We start from the raw sequence: 13,730 nt of genomic DNA, 5'->3' as shown, positions 1-13,730 counted from the left end.
CGCTAAACACCAAAGGTATATACGCGAGGTATACCCTCGGGGTAGTCTTCGGCCATGAACGTGCCACTGACCCTTCTCGGTCTCCTCGAACGGGAGCCCAGCCACGGGTACGACCTGAAACGCGACTACGACGCCTTCTTCGGGCGGGGCAGGCCGCTGCCGTTCGGCCAGGTCTACTCCACCCTCAGCCGACTGGCCCGGGACGGAAAGGTGGTGATCAGCGACGTCGCCCCCGGCTCCGGTCCCGACCGCAAGCGCTACATCATCACGGACCTGGGCGCGACCGAGGTGCAGCAGTGGCTGAGCCAGCCGGTCGATCCAGAGCCGCACCTGCAGACGGTGCTCTTCGCCAAGGTCGTGCTGGCGCTGATGCTCGACCGTCCCGCCGACGAATACCTCGACACCCAGCGCAGCGCGCACCTGCGGCGCATGCGTGAGCTCACCGAGATCAAGCGCACCGGCAGCCTGGTCGACGCGCTGCTCGCCGACCACGGCCTGTACCACCTGGAGGCGGACCTCCGATGGATCGAGATGACCGGCGCCCGGTTGGACGCCCTGCGACGGGCGGTGCGGCCATGAGCGTCGTGATCGAGGCGCGCGACGTGGAGTTCTCCTTCGGCCAGACCCCGGCGCTGCGCGGCGCCAGCGTCGCCGTCGAGGCGGGCGAGATTCTCGCCATCATGGGCCCCAGCGGCTCGGGCAAGTCCACCCTGCTGCACTGTCTGGCCGGCATCCTCGTGCCCGACTCCGGCGAGATCCTCTTCGACGGCCTCCGGGTCGACAGCATGGCCGAGACCACGCGCAGCAGTCTGCGCCGTGACCGCTTCGGCTTCGTGTTCCAGTTCGGCCAGCTCGTCCCCGAGCTCACCGCGGCGGAGAACGTCGCCCTCCCACTGCTGCTCTCCGGCGTACGCCGGAGTCAGGCGCTGCCCCGGGCGCACGCCTGGTTCGCGCGTCTCGGCCTCGACGGCCTGGAGCAGCGCCGGTCGGGGGAGCTCTCCGGTGGGCAGGCGCAACGTGTCGCCCTCGCCCGCGGCCTGGTCGCGGAGCCGCAGGTGCTCTTCGCCGACGAGCCGACCGGTGCGCTCGACTCGCTCACCGGTGAGCAGGTCATGGACCTACTGGTCAGCGCCGCCCGCGAGCAGGGCACCGCCGTCGTCCTGGTCACCCACGAGCCCCGGGTCGCCGCGTACGCCGACCGCGAGGTCATGGTCCGTGACGGGCGCGTGAACGCGCCGGACCGGATCGCCTCGTGATCCGCTTCGGGCTCCGCCTCGCCGTGGCCGGCGGCCGCGAGGCGCTCACCCGCCTGGCCATCATCGCCGCCGCTGTCGCGATCGGCACCGGGCTGCTGCTCACCACCGTCGCCGGGGTCAACGCCGTCAACGCCCAGCTCACCCGGTACGCGTCCATCTATCCCAGCGCCTCGACGGGCGGCGATGCCGACCCGCTGTGGTGGTCGACCCGGTCTGACTACTTCCACGGCAGGCAGATCATCCGGATCGACGTCGCAGCCAGCGGTCTCCGTGCGCCCACCCCGGTCGGCATCCCGAGCACCCCTCGCCCCGGCGAGTACTACGCCTCGCCCGCGTTGCGCGAACTGGTGGCCGCCCACCCGGCCGACCACCTGGGCGACCGCTACCCGGGGCGTGACCTCGGCACCGTCGACCCGGCCGGGCTGACCTCGCCGGACACCCTGCTCGCCATCGTGGGCGGCACCCCCGACCAGGTCGGCGAACTGCCCAACGCGAGGCAGGTCACCAGCGTCGGCGACACTCCCGCGCTCCCCGAGACCACGGTGGACCTCATCCTGGGCGTGATCGCCGGTGGGCTGCTGTTTCCGGTGCTGATCTTCATCGGCACCGCCACCCGGCTCAGCGCCGCCCGCCGGGAGCAGCGCTTCGCCGCGATGCGCCTGGTCGGCGCCACACCGAAACAGATCTCGGTGGTCGCCGCCGTGGAGGCGACCGCCGCGGCCGTCGCCGGCACCGTCGTCGGCTTCGGCCTGTTCTACGCCTTCCGCGGCTCGCTCGCGGGCATCCCGTTCACCGGCATGCCGTTCTTTCCCAACGACATGTCGCTGGGCCCGCTGGACGCCCTGCTCGTGGGGCTCGGTGTTCCGGCCGGCGCGGCGGTGGCGGCCCAGGTCTCGCTGCGGCGCGTACGAATCTCGCCGCTGGGCGTCACCCGGCGGGTCACCCCCCGCGCACCGCGCGCGTACCGGCTGATCCCGATCGTGCTCGGCGTCGCCGTGCTGATCTTCGCCCTGGGCTTCCGGCCCGAGACGTCCGACGGCCAGACCGCCCTGTTCCTGCCCGCCCTGCTGCTCGTCATGGCCGGTCTGGTCCTCGCCGGCCCGTGGTTGACGATGGTCGGCGCCCGGATGATGGCCCGGTACGCCAGCCGCCCCGCCACCCTCATCGCCGCGCGACGCCTCGCCGACAACCCGAAGGCCGGCTTCCGGGCGATCAGCGGCATCATGCTCGCGCTCTTCGTCACGAGCGTGGCCGTCGGTGTGATCACCACGATCGTCGCCAACCGTGGCCCGGCACCGATCGGCTCGACCGATGCGGGCACCGTGACCACCGTCTTCGACGAGAAGGCACCGTCGGTGCCCGACACGCTCTTCGCCGAGCTGCACGCGATCACCGGCGTGCGGTCCACGACCGCCGTCCGCGAGAACCCGGTGTTGACCACCTCCGGTGACGTCGGGGTGATCGCGTGTACCGACCTCCCGAGCGCGTACGGCCGGTGCGCCGAGGGCGTCACCGTCGCCGAGGTGCCGATGGGCCTCAGCCTGTGGCGGGAATCAGCGTCGTCCACAAAGGTCTGGAACGCCGCGCCGCTCACGCCCGACGACCTCCAGCGGCTCCCGGTGATCTCGATCGTCGTCGGCACGGACGGATCCGCCGCCGCCGTGGAGCGCACCCGCACCGTGCTCGAAGCCGCCTACCCGACCTTCTGGGTCGGCCCGAACGTGCCCGGCGACTTCGAGTCGGACTTCGCCGACACGCTGCGCGGCTGGGAACAACTGGCGAACGTGATCATCATCGCCAGCCTGGCGCTCGCCGGGTGCAGCCTCGCGGTCAGCGTGATCGGCGGTCTCAGCGAACGTCGCCGCCCGTTCAGCCTGCTCCGCCTCAGCGGGGCCCCGGTGCAGGTCCTGCGCCGGGTGGTCGCGCTGGAGAGTGCCGTACCGATGCTCGCCGTCGCCGCGGTCGCCATCGGAATGGGCCTCCTCGCCGCCCATCTGTTCCTCCGGGCGCAGATGGGCTACACACTCACCGCACCGGGAGCCGGCTTCTCCGTGATCGTCGTCGTCGGGTTGGCAGCCTGCCTCGGCATCATCGCCTCCACCCTGCCGTTGCTGGAACGCATCACCGGCCCGGAGACCGCCCGCAGCGAATAGGCATCAGGCCGTCGGCCCGGTGGTCGCAAGAGCGACCACCGGGCCGAGGACGAAGACGGCGGGTGGGCCGATGCCCTCCCTCGCCGCCACGGCGCCGATCTCGTCCAGACGGGCCGGCACCGACCGCTGGTCGGGCTGGCCGGCGTCCTGCACGGCGAGCACCGGAGTTCCCGGCGCGCGGCCGTGCTCGACCAGCACGGCCGCGATCTTGGCGATGGTGTCGACGGCCATCAACAACACGACGGTGCCCCGGGTGCGGGCCAGCGCAGCCCAGTCGACCAGCGAGTCGGGATGCCCTGGCGGCAGGTGCCCGGAGACCACCGTGACGTCGTGCGCGACGCCGCGGTGGGTCACCGGCACACCGGCCAGCGCCGGCGCCGCGAAGGCGCTGCTCACCCCGGGGACCACCGTCACCGGCACACCGGCGGCCACGCAGGCCTGCACCTCCTCGTGGCCGCGTCCGAAGAGGTACGGGTCGCCGCCCTTGAGCCGGACCACCCGTCGGCCGGCACGAGCGTGCGACACCAGAGCCGCGTTGATCGCCTCCTGGGCCATCGACGGGCCACGGGGCACCTTGGCGGCGTCGACCACCAGCACGTCGGGGCGCAGCCCACCGAGCAGGCCCTGCGGGGCCAGCCGGTCGACCACCACCACGTCCGCCGCGTCGAGCAGCGCCTTCCCCCGTACCGTGATCAGGTCGTCGGCCCCCGGCCCGCCGCCGACCACCGCCACCGAACCCGGGCCGTGGCCGTGGCCGTGGTGGTCGTGGTGGTCGTGGCCGTGGTCGTGGTGGCCGTGGTCGTGGTGGCCGTGGTCGTGGTGGTGGCCGCCGACCGGGTCGTCGGGGTGGTCGTGCGGGCGCTGCGGGCGTCCCACCTTGTCGGCGAAGCCGGGCATCAGCACCCGGTACGCGCAGGTGTCGCAGTTCATCCGGATGTCACCGCCCAGCGCCTCGGCGTAGCGCTCCAGCACGAGGTCCGCCAGCGCGTCGCAGTCGCCGATCAGGTCGGCAACCCGCACGTCCAGCTCGGGGTGGGCGGCGGCGAACTCTGCCGACTGGGCGACGATCCGGTCCGGCAGCACCCCGGCGAACAAGAAGTATGGTGCGACCACGATCCGCCGCGCGCCGAGCCGACGCAGCCGGTCCAGCACCCCCGGCACCGACGGCTCGGCCAGGGAGACGAATCCCGGCTCGACACCGGCGTAGCCGCGTCCCTCCCACAACAGCCGGGCCACCTTGGCCACCTCGGCGTTGGCGTCCGGATCGGTGGAACCTCGGCCGATCAACGCAACCCAGGTGTCGGCCCGGTCCGCGCCGGCCAGCGCCGCGTCGATCCGCTCCTGCAAGGCCGTGTGCAGCAGCGGGTGCGGCCCGAGTGGGCGGCCGTAGCGGTAGCTCAACCCGGGGTGGCGTTCCTGTTCCCGGCCCATGGCGGCGGGGATGTCGCCCTTGCCGTGCCCGGCGGCGGTGAGCACCAGCGGCAGCGCCACCAACGCCCGGTGTCCGCGCGCGACGAGCGTGCCCACCGCGTCGGTCAGCGGCGGGCGGGACAGCTCGATGAAGCCGCCCTCCACGTCGTCGACGCGACCACGGCTGCGGACCCTCTCGACCAGCGCGGCGAACTGGTCGACCCCGGCCGCGCTGCGCGTGCCGTGCCCGACGATGACCAGACCGGTCATGACTTCTCCTCGACGTAGAGCAGGGCGTTGAGGGCGGCGGCGGCGACCGCCGAACCGCCCTTCTCCCCCACGTTGGACACCCCGGGCAGGCCGCTGGCCCGCAGCGCCGCCTTGGACTCGGCGGCGCCCACGAAACCGACCGGCAGCCCGACGACAAGCGCCGGCGCGGCATCCAGGGTGAGCAGTTCGACCAGCGCGGTCGGCGCGCAGCCGACCACCCAGACCGCGCCGGGGCCGACCCGGCCCAGCGCGATCCGCACGGCCGCCGCCGAGCGGGTGATCCCGGCGGCCCGGCCCAGCTCGGCGGCGGCCGGCTCGGCGATCGGGCAGACCAGTTCCAGGCCGGCCCGGGTGATGCCGGCGGCGACCATCGCCACGTCGGTGACGACCGGTCTGCCGGCACGCAACGCGGCCAGCCCCGACTCGAGGGCCGCCTCGTCGCAGACCAACTCGTCGACGTACGCCAGATCGGCGCTGGCGTGCACCACCCGCTCGGTCACCGCCCGGCTCAGCGGCGGCAGGTGGGACAGGTCGACCCGGTCGCGCAGGATGCGGTACGACTCGGCCTCGATGGGGTGCACGACCCGGCTCATCGGGCTCCTCCACGTTCCAAGAGTTCGGCGACGCCGATCGCGTCCGAGGGTTCGACGACGCCGATCGCGTCCGAGGGTTCGACGACGCCGATCGCGTCCGAGGGTTCGACGACGCCGATCCCGTCCGGGGGTTCGACGACGCGGATCGCGTCCACCGGGCAGATCTCCAGGCATTCCAGGCAGCCGGTGCAGCGGTCGGCGCGGACCGTGAGGCCGCCGGCAACCGGCCGGATCGCGTGTGTGGGGCAGGTGAGCAGGCAGGCGCCGCAGCCCTGGCAGGCGCCGATGGTCACGATCGCCACCGGTACCCCCGTGGCGTGACCATGCGGCCGGCGACCAGCCGGGTGTCGCTGCTGCCGACGACCACGACGCTGTACATGTCGACCACGGCCGGGTCGAGGGTGGCCAGCGTGGCCAGGTGCACGCGTTCGCCGGGGCGGCTGGCGTTGCGCACCACGCCGACCGGGGTGTCCGGGGGCCGGTGCTTGGCCAGGATCGTCAGCGCCGCGCCGAGTTGCCAGTCCCGGTTGCGGCTGCGCGGGTTGTAGAACAACGTCACGAAGTCACCCTCGGCCGCCGCGGTCACCCGCCGCTCGATGACCTCCCACGGGGTGTGCAGGTCCGACAGGCTCAGGTAGGCGTGATCGTGACCGAGCGGGGCGCCGAGCAGCGCGCCGGCGGCCAGCGCCGCGGTCACCCCGGGGACACCAACCACGTCGATGCGCTCGTCGGCGTACTCCAGGGCGGGGCTGGCCATGGCGTACACCCCGGCGTCGCCGGAACCGATCAGCGCGACCGCCCGGCCGGCGGCGGCCTCGGCGACGGCGGCGCGGGCCCGCGCCTCCTCCGCGCCCAGCCCGCTGGAGAGCACCCGGGTGCCCGGCCGGAGCAGGTCGCGGACCTGGTCGAGGTACTGGTCGAGACCGACCACCACGGCGGCACGGCGCAGCTCGGCCACCGCGCGGGGGGTGCGCAGGTCGGCGGCGCCCGGGCCGAGCCCGACGACGGCGAGCCGGCCGCGCGGCGCGTGCCGGGCCACCGCCACGGTGGCCATCGCCGACGCGGTCTTCGGCACCAGCAACGCGGCGTCGTCGGTGCGGCCGGCCGTGCCGAGCAGGGCGGCGGCCTCCGCCACGCTCGGCGTACCGACCGCGGCGCGGACCACCTCGCTGGGGTGCGGCACGTCGACCGCCGCCAGCTGCGCCGCCGTCCAGGTCACCAGGGGTACGCCGCACGCGTCGGCGGTGCTCAGGATGCCCGCCTCGTCGGCCTTGACGTCGGCGCTGGCCAGGCAGCGCAGGCTGGCCGGGCTGAGGCCGGCCCGCGCCAGCACCCGGTGCAGCAGCTCCGCCACCTCGGCGGCGGGTACGCCCCGACTCGCCCCGATACCGGCTACCAGCGACGGGGGGCGCAGCACGGCGGTCCGCTCGTCCAACGGCACGACCCGGTCGGTGACCAGCAGCCGGTACCCGACCTCGGGGGCGTCGCCGGGCAGCGGGCGGACGTTGGGCGGCAGGGCGGGCAACGGCCAGTCGGCGTCGGCGACCAGCCCGACCGGCTCACCGTCCAGGATGGCGCGGGACACCGCGGCGACGGCGCCCTGCACCGGCCAGCCGAGGGTGTCCAGCCCGGGCAGGTCGACCGCGTCGGTGGCGGTGGTGATCACCGGACGGGCGTCCAGCAGCGCGCCGACGTCCTCGGCGAGCGCGTTGCCGCCGCCGGCGTGTCCGCCGAGCAGCGCCACGGCGTGCCGGGCGGCCTCGTCGACCACCACCACGGCCGGGTCGCTGCGCTTGTCGCCGAGCAGCGGAGCGAGGATCCGCACCACGGCCCCAGTGGCCAGGAAGGCGACCACGGCGTCGCAGCGCTCCCAGGCGGTGCGCAGCGCGTCGGCGACGCTCTCCCCCTCGATCAGCCGGGCGTGCGGCCACGCGACGGCCACGGTGTCGGCGTGCCGACGGCCGGCGGCGGTGGCCGCGACCAGTCCGATCCGGGTGTGCGAGGTCAGGTCGTTCACGGGCGCTCCCCGGTGAGGACGACCACCGGGTTGGTGGCCGCGAGGCGGATCGACCCGCCGGGCAGGTCGGCGAGGCGGGCGGCGGAGAGCTGGCTGCCCTCGACGGTGTAGCCGGCGGCGCGCAGCACGCCGACGGCCGGCGCGACCCGGTCCAGGGCGGCCAGGGTGAGCACCACCCGGTCGGGACGGCGGGCCACCACGGCGGCGAGGACGTCGGTGCCGCCGCCGCCGACGAACACCGCGTCCGGTTCGGGCAGGCCGGTCAACACGGCCGGTGCCCGCCCGACGACCAGCCGGACGTCGACGGCGTGCGCGGCGGCATTGGCGCGGATCGTCGCGCCGCTGTCGACGTCCTGCTCGACGGCGAGCACGGCCGCGCCGAGCAGGGCGCACTCGATGCCCACCGAGCCGCTGCCCGCGCCGATGTCCCAGACGAGCCGACCCAGTCCGGGGTGCAGCCGGGCGACGGCGAGGGCCCGTACCTCCGACTTGGTGATCATCGAGTCGCGGTGGGCGTACCGGATCTCCGGTAGTGCCCAGCCGCCCGCCGGCGCGGCGGCGGGCTGGTTGTTCCACCGCATCCCGCCGGTCGGGGCAGCCTCGACGCGGTCGGACCGGGCTGGATCGGGTGGGGCGATGCTGAGCAGCACGTGCGGGTCCGACCAGGTCTCGGCGGCGGCCTGCGCGGGGGTCACCTCGCGGACCCGTTCGGCGTCGGTGCCCAGGTGCTCGGCGACCACCAGCCGGCGGGACCAGCCGGCCAGTCCGGCACCCAGCTCGGTGGCGCCGGCGCCCGGCGCGGTGAGCACGGCGACCAGCGGCAGCGCCCGGCACGCGTTCAGCGCCGGTCGCGGGTCGCGGCCGTGTGCGGTGACCACGGCGGCGCCGTCCCAGGGCAGGCCGGCGCGGGCGAACGCGGCGGCCACGCTGGACACCGCGGGCACCACCCGCAGCGGCAGCCCGGCCGCACGCAGCCGTCGGACGATGCCGAACAGGCCGGGATCGCCGCTGGCCAGCACCACGGCCGGCACCCCGGCGGCGACGGCGGCGGTCAACTGCCGCACGGCGGGGGCGAGCGGCCCGAGGGCGACGGTGGCCGCGCCGGGCGGCACGCGCACCGCGGCCAGGTGCCGGGCGGCACCGACCACCAGCCCGGCGGCGGCCAGCGCCGGCGCGAGCGCGGGGTGCGGTGGGGCGCCGGCGGCGTCCAGGCCGACCACGGTCACCGGAGTCACGGGTTCCACCGGCCCGACGAGGCGACGACCTGCGCGCCGGCGAAGTCGACCATCGCCACGTCCACGGTCACGGTCGGCCCGGCGAAGCGCCGCAGCACCTGGGCGACCCGCTGGCAGAGCAGGTCACCGGCCGGGGCGAGCAGCCCGGCGACCTCCCACAGCTCGTACGCGTGCCGCCCGGTGTTCGCCTCGGTCACCGCGGCGACCAGCGCCGGAGCACCGCCGGCCTCGGCGGTGACGGCTCCGAGCAGGGACAGGTCCACCTTCGAGCGGGTGTAGTGGGTCATCAGGATGCCGGCGGCGAGTTTGGCCAGCTTGCCGGCCATGCCGACGAAGACCACCCCGGTCATCGCGTCGCCCACGGCGGCGGTCACGGCGGCGCCGGTGAAGTCACCGACCTCGACGAAACAGACCTCGGGCAGGTCGGGCAGCAACGCGCGGGCAGCCCGTTCGGTGCGTCCGCCGGTGCACAGCACCACGGTCCGCTCGCCCTGGGCGGCCATCACGTGCACGGCCTGCACGACGCTGGCCCGCCAGGAGGCGGTGGAGAAGGGGCGGACGATCCCGGTGGTGCCGAGGATCGAGATGCCGCCGAGGATACCGAGCCGCCGGTTGGTGGTCTTGCGGGCCATGATCTCGCCGCGGGGCACGCTGATCACCACGCGGACGCCGACCTCGCTGAGGTCGACCACCTCGGCCACCGCCTCCCTGATCATCCGGCGCGGGGTGTCGTTGATCGCCGGGCCGCCGACGGGAAGCCCGAGACCCGGCTTGGTGACCGTGCCGACGCCGGCGCCACCGGTCAGCAGCAGCCCGGGAGCGTCGGTCCAGTCCACGGTGGCGGTCAGCTCGGCGCCGTGGGTGACGTCCGGGTCGTCGCCGGCGTCCTTGACCACCACCGCCTCCGCGCGCGCCGGCGACCCGGTCAGCTCGCAGCGCGCCACCGGGAAGCGCACCCGTCGCCCGGCGGGCAGGCCGATCTCCACCTCCGGCTGGGCCGCGCCGGTGACCAGTGCGGTGACCGCGGCCTTGGCCGCCGCGGTCGCGCAGGCGCCGGTGGTCCAACCGGTACGCAGCGCGGTGGGCCGGACCTTCGCCGTACGCGGCAGGTCCGGCTCGCGCAGCGGCGGCTCGACGTACGTCACGGGGTGCGCCCGGGGCCCGGTGTTGCCGGCTCGTCGCCATCCTGCACGGCACCGCCGGCGCGGGCGCCGGCCTGGCGGCGAAGCTCGGCGCGGGCGGTCGGCTCGGCCCGACGGAAGGTGTGGAAGTGCCCGGGGTGGTACAGGTGTGAGCGGGTGCCCTCGGCCGCCAGCGCCGGTCCGACCAGGAAGAGGGTGTGCTTCCAGAGTCGGTGCTGCTTGACCGTCGCCTCCAGGGTGCCGACCGTGCACCGCACCACCAGCTCGTCCGGCCAGGTCGCCTGGTACGCCACCACGGCCGGCGTGTCGGCCGGGTAACCGCCGGCCAGCAACTCGGCCTGCACCTGCCCGGAGCGGGCGGCGGAGAGGAACAGCGCCATGGTGGTGCCGTGCCGGGCGAAGTCGCGGACCCGCTCGCCGGGCGGCATGGGGGTCTTGCCGCCCTCCAGGCGGGTGAGGATCACCGACTGGGCGACCTCCGGGACGGTCAGCTCCCGCCCGACGATCGCCGCGACGGCGGTGAACGAGGAGACCCCGGGCACGATCTCGACGGTCAGGTCGAGCGCCGTGCACAGGTCCAGTTGCTCCTGCACCGCGCCCCACAGCGCCGGGTCACCGGAGTGGATCCGGGCCACGGTCAGCCCCTGCTCGGCGGCCCGTCGGTAGAGCGGCAGCACGCCCTCGATGGGCAGCTGCGAGGAGTCGACGATCTCGGCGTCGGGGCGGGCGTGGGCGAGCACGTCGGCGTGTACCAGGCTGGCCGCCCAGATCACGATGTCCGCCTCGGCGATCACCCGGGCGGCCCGCAGGGTCAGCAGGTCCGCCGCCCCGGGGCCCGCGCCCACGAACCACACCTTGCCGTCGCTGGTCACAGTTTTCCTCCTCGGTGCTCGCGGCGGGCCGGGACCAGCAGCGTCGACAGGTACGGCAGGTCGTGCCCGGTGTCGTCGACCGGGCTGATGCGTTCGCCCGGCAGCCCCAGACCGCGCCCGAGCACGGCGCCCGCGAGCCGGCCCTGTCGGCGCAGCTCGGCGAGCAGCTCCGGGTGCCGCCGCCAGCCCTTGTAGACGACCACGGTGCCCGGCCCGGCCAGCGCGTCGGCGAAGAGCGCCGGCCCGGCGGTGGCCGGCAGCAGGGTCAGCGGCTCGCGTCCCTCGCAGAGCGGGGTGCCGCTGCGCGCGGCCAGCTCCTGCATGGCCGTGACACCGGGCACCGTGGCCACCCGTACCTCGGGGCGCAGGGCCCGGACGCCCTGTGCGAGGTAGCCGAAGGTGGAGTAGACGTTCGGGTCGCCGATGGTGGCGAAGGCCAGCGACCGCGCGCCCGTGTCGATCGCCTCGACCACGGCTCGCGCCGCGTCGTCCCAGGCCCCCGTTCGGCGGGCGGTCACCCCACCCCGGTCGTCCAGGGCGAACGGCAGTCGGCGCAGCCGGTCCGCCGCGACGTAGGACCGGACGGTCGCCTCGGCGCGCCCGGCGTCCGCGCCCGGCGGGGTCGGACCGCCGGTCCCGGTGGGCTCGACCCGGTCCGCCATCACGGGTACGAAGACCAGGTCGGCCTCGCGCAACACCCGCACCGCCTTGACGGTGAGCAGTTCCGGGTCACCCGGGCCGACACCGACCCCGGTCAGCGTGGCAGCGGTGCTCATCGGCACGCCTCGACCAGGGCTCGGGCGGCACCGGGGGAACCGGCCCAGTGGGTGTGCAGATAGGAGGCGTGCAACCGGCCGGCGACGAAGCCGTGCTCGGCGCCGTCCCAGCGCCACGCCGGCCGGTCGCCGTGCCCCGGGTCGGTGCTGGTGCGGTGGAACTCGTGGCCGCGTACCGGCTCGCCGGCCCGGCTCACCGGGGAGTCGGTGACCGCCACGGCCTCGCGGTAGCCGAGAGTGAGCCGGCCGGTCATCCGGGCGGTCAGGTCGAGCCGGCCACACATGGGTACGCCGTCCAGGGACCGCCCGAGGTAGAGCAGCCCGGCGCACTCGGCCACGATCGGCCCGTCGAAGGCGGCCAGCTCGGCGCGCAGCGCCCCGTTTCCGGCCAACGCCTCCGCGTACGCCTCGGGAAAGCCACCTCCGACGACCACCGCGCGGGTGCCGGTGGGCAGCGCCGGATCACGCAGCGGGTCGACGGTGACGACGTCCGCGCCGGACGCGGTGAGCAGCTCGGCGGTCTCCGCGTACGAGAAGGTGAAGGCCGGACCACCGGCGAGCGCGACGCGTGGCCGGTCCGCGCCGGCTGGTCCGCCGACGGCGGCGACCGGGTCCCAGGCCGGCGCGGTCAGTGCCGGGGCGGTCCGGGCCAGGGCGAGTACCGCGTCGAGGTCCACGGTGGCCTCGACCAGTTCGGCCAGGGCGGCGACGATCGCGAGGGACTCGGGTGCCCGCTCGGCGACCGGCACCAGCCCCAGGTGCCGGGCCGGGGCGGCCACCTCGACGGCCCGGGTGACCGCGCCGAGCACCGGTACGCCCACCTCGGCCAGCGCGTCGCGCAGCAGGGTCTCGTGCCGGGGCGAGCCGACCCGGTTGAGGATCACCCCGCCGATCCGTACGGCCGGGTCGAACGCGGCCATGCCCAGCGTCAGCGCGGCGGCCGAGCGGCCCTGCGCCGTGGTGTCCAGCACCAGCAGCACGGGTGCCTCGATCAGCCGGGCCACGTGCGCGGTGGAGGCGTAGTCACGGCGACCGACGGCACCGTCGTGCAGACCCATCACGCCCTCCACCACCGCCACGTCGGCGGGTGTCGGGACGCTGGCGCCGTGGCGCAGCAGCGGGGCGATCCGCTCCGCGCCGACCAGGAACGGGTCGAGGTTGCGGCCGGGCCGGCCGGCCGCCAGGGCGTGGTAGCCGGGGTCGATGTAGTCCGGGCCGACCTTGTGCGGGCTGACGGTGAGGCCACGGCGGCGCAGCGCGGCGAGCAGCCCGGTGGCCACGGTGGTCTTGCCGTGCCCGCTGGCCGGCGCGGCCACCACCACCCGGGGCAGCGCCCAGGGCGTCGCCGGTAGGGTCACCATTCGATACCCTTCTGGCCCTTCTGGCCGGCGTCCATCGGGTGCTTGACCTTGGTCAACTCGGCGACCAGGTCGGCGGCTGCCACCAGCCTCGGGTCGGCGTCCCGGCCGGTGATCACCACGTGCTGGAAGCCGGGCCGGTCGGCCAGGGTGGCCACCACCTCGTCGACGTCCACCCAGCCCCACTTCATCGGGTAGGTGAACTCGTCCAGCACGTACAGCCCGTAGCGCTCGGCGGCCAGGTCCCGCTGGATCTGCCGCCAGCCCTCCAGGGCGTCGGCGGCGTGGTCGGCGTCGCCGCCGCGCTGGATCCAGGACCAACCCTCGCCCATCTTGTGCCAGGAAACCGGTGCGCCCTGGCCGGTGCGCTCGTGCACCTCGCCGAGCGCCCGGAAGGCATTCTCCTCGCCCACCCGCCACTTGGCGCTCTTGACGAACTGGAACACCCCGACCGGCAGGCCGGCGGTCCACGCCCGCAGCGCCAACCCGAAGGCAGCGGTCGACTTCCCCTTCATCTGTCCCGTGTGCACCACCACCAGTGGCCGACGCCGTCGCTGGCGGGTGGTCAACCCGTCGGCGGGCACCGTGCTCGGCTTCCCCTGCGGCATCAGGCGACGCTCCTGTCTGGCGAGCTGGCGGGGCCGGTTG

At 75.0% G+C, this 13,730-nt stretch carries 13 protein-coding genes; 3 read left to right on the top strand and 10 right to left on the bottom strand.

Translation table 11 applies throughout. From position 1 onward, the window contains the following. The first annotated feature begins 54 nt into the window (after positions 1-54). From ACLJN9_RS01080 to ACLJN9_RS01070, 3 genes are read left to right on the top strand one after another with little or no spacing between them, the layout of a single operon-like run. Complete coding sequence (locus tag ACLJN9_RS01080) at positions 55-579, top strand: PadR family transcriptional regulator (RefSeq protein ID WP_410809056.1); 525 nt, start codon at positions 55-57, stop codon at positions 577-579. After that, entirely contained in the window at positions 576-1,256 is a 681-nt protein-coding gene (locus ACLJN9_RS01075) for an ABC transporter ATP-binding protein (RefSeq protein WP_410809055.1), read from the top strand. Before ACLJN9_RS01080 ends, ACLJN9_RS01075 begins: the two co-directional genes overlap by 4 nt. After that, positions 1,253-3,409 (top strand): FtsX-like permease family protein, encoded by a 2,157-nt coding sequence (locus ACLJN9_RS01070; protein WP_410809054.1) that lies wholly within the window; start codon positions 1,253-1,255, stop codon positions 3,407-3,409. Before ACLJN9_RS01075 ends, ACLJN9_RS01070 begins: the two co-directional genes overlap by 4 nt. Positions 3,410-3,412: 3 nt before the next feature. Here ACLJN9_RS01070 and cobA read toward each other — a convergent pair whose 3' ends face one another. The 10 genes from cobA to cobO are packed head-to-tail and all read right to left on the bottom strand — an operon-like array spanning position 3,413 to position 13,690. Then, the gene (gene cobA / locus ACLJN9_RS01065; protein WP_410809053.1) at positions 3,413-5,089 is read right to left on the bottom strand and encodes a uroporphyrinogen-III C-methyltransferase; all 1,677 of its coding nucleotides are present in this window, start codon (positions 5,087-5,089) and stop codon (positions 3,413-3,415) included. Then, positions 5,086-5,682 (bottom strand): precorrin-8X methylmutase, encoded by a 597-nt coding sequence (locus ACLJN9_RS01060; RefSeq protein WP_410809052.1) that lies wholly within the window; start codon positions 5,680-5,682, stop codon positions 5,086-5,088. Before ACLJN9_RS01060 ends, cobA begins: the two co-directional genes overlap by 4 nt. Continuing rightward, on the bottom strand, positions 5,679-5,984 hold the full coding sequence (locus ACLJN9_RS01055) for a DUF362 domain-containing protein (protein ID WP_410809051.1): 306 nt from the start codon (positions 5,982-5,984) through the stop codon (positions 5,679-5,681). Before ACLJN9_RS01055 ends, ACLJN9_RS01060 begins: the two co-directional genes overlap by 4 nt. Next, positions 5,972-7,699 carry a precorrin-3B C(17)-methyltransferase gene (gene cobJ / locus ACLJN9_RS01050; protein WP_410809050.1) on the bottom strand — a complete coding sequence of 576 codons (1,728 nt, stop codon included), beginning with the start codon at positions 7,697-7,699 and terminating at the stop codon, positions 5,972-5,974. Before cobJ ends, ACLJN9_RS01055 begins: the two co-directional genes overlap by 13 nt. Next, positions 7,696-8,943 carry a precorrin-6y C5,15-methyltransferase (decarboxylating) subunit CbiE gene (gene cbiE, locus ACLJN9_RS01045; RefSeq protein ID WP_410809049.1) on the bottom strand — a complete coding sequence of 416 codons (1,248 nt, stop codon included), beginning with the start codon at positions 8,941-8,943 and terminating at the stop codon, positions 7,696-7,698. The genes cobJ and cbiE overlap by 4 nt, the downstream gene beginning before the upstream one ends. Next, complete coding sequence (locus tag ACLJN9_RS01040; protein WP_410809048.1) at positions 8,931-10,079, bottom strand: cobalt-precorrin-5B (C(1))-methyltransferase; 1,149 nt, start codon at positions 10,077-10,079, stop codon at positions 8,931-8,933. Before ACLJN9_RS01040 ends, cbiE begins: the two co-directional genes overlap by 13 nt. Next, positions 10,076-10,948, bottom strand: a complete 873-nt coding sequence (gene cobM / locus ACLJN9_RS01035; RefSeq protein ID WP_410809047.1) for a precorrin-4 C(11)-methyltransferase — start codon at positions 10,946-10,948, stop codon at positions 10,076-10,078. The genes ACLJN9_RS01040 and cobM overlap by 4 nt, the downstream gene beginning before the upstream one ends. Then, positions 10,945-11,724: a precorrin-2 C(20)-methyltransferase gene (gene cobI, locus ACLJN9_RS01030; protein WP_410809046.1), complete on the bottom strand. Its 780-nt coding sequence runs from the start codon at positions 11,722-11,724 to the stop codon at positions 10,945-10,947. The genes cobM and cobI overlap by 4 nt, the downstream gene beginning before the upstream one ends. After that, positions 11,721-13,085, bottom strand: coding sequence for a cobyrinate a,c-diamide synthase (locus ACLJN9_RS01025; protein WP_410809045.1), 1,365 nt, complete (start codon positions 13,083-13,085; stop codon positions 11,721-11,723). Before ACLJN9_RS01025 ends, cobI begins: the two co-directional genes overlap by 4 nt. After that, the gene (gene cobO / locus ACLJN9_RS01020; RefSeq protein WP_410809044.1) at positions 13,079-13,690 is read right to left on the bottom strand and encodes a cob(I)yrinic acid a,c-diamide adenosyltransferase; all 612 of its coding nucleotides are present in this window, start codon (positions 13,688-13,690) and stop codon (positions 13,079-13,081) included. The genes ACLJN9_RS01025 and cobO overlap by 7 nt, the downstream gene beginning before the upstream one ends. Positions 13,691-13,730 lie beyond the last annotated feature (40 nt).

The sequence above is a fragment of the Micromonospora sp. 067-2 genome, from assembly GCF_046549295.1.
Classification (GTDB): Bacteria; Actinomycetota; Actinomycetes; order Mycobacteriales; family Micromonosporaceae; genus Micromonospora.
The sequence above is the reverse complement of the archived record's forward strand: the minus strand, read 5'-3'. Positions and strand labels throughout refer to the sequence as shown.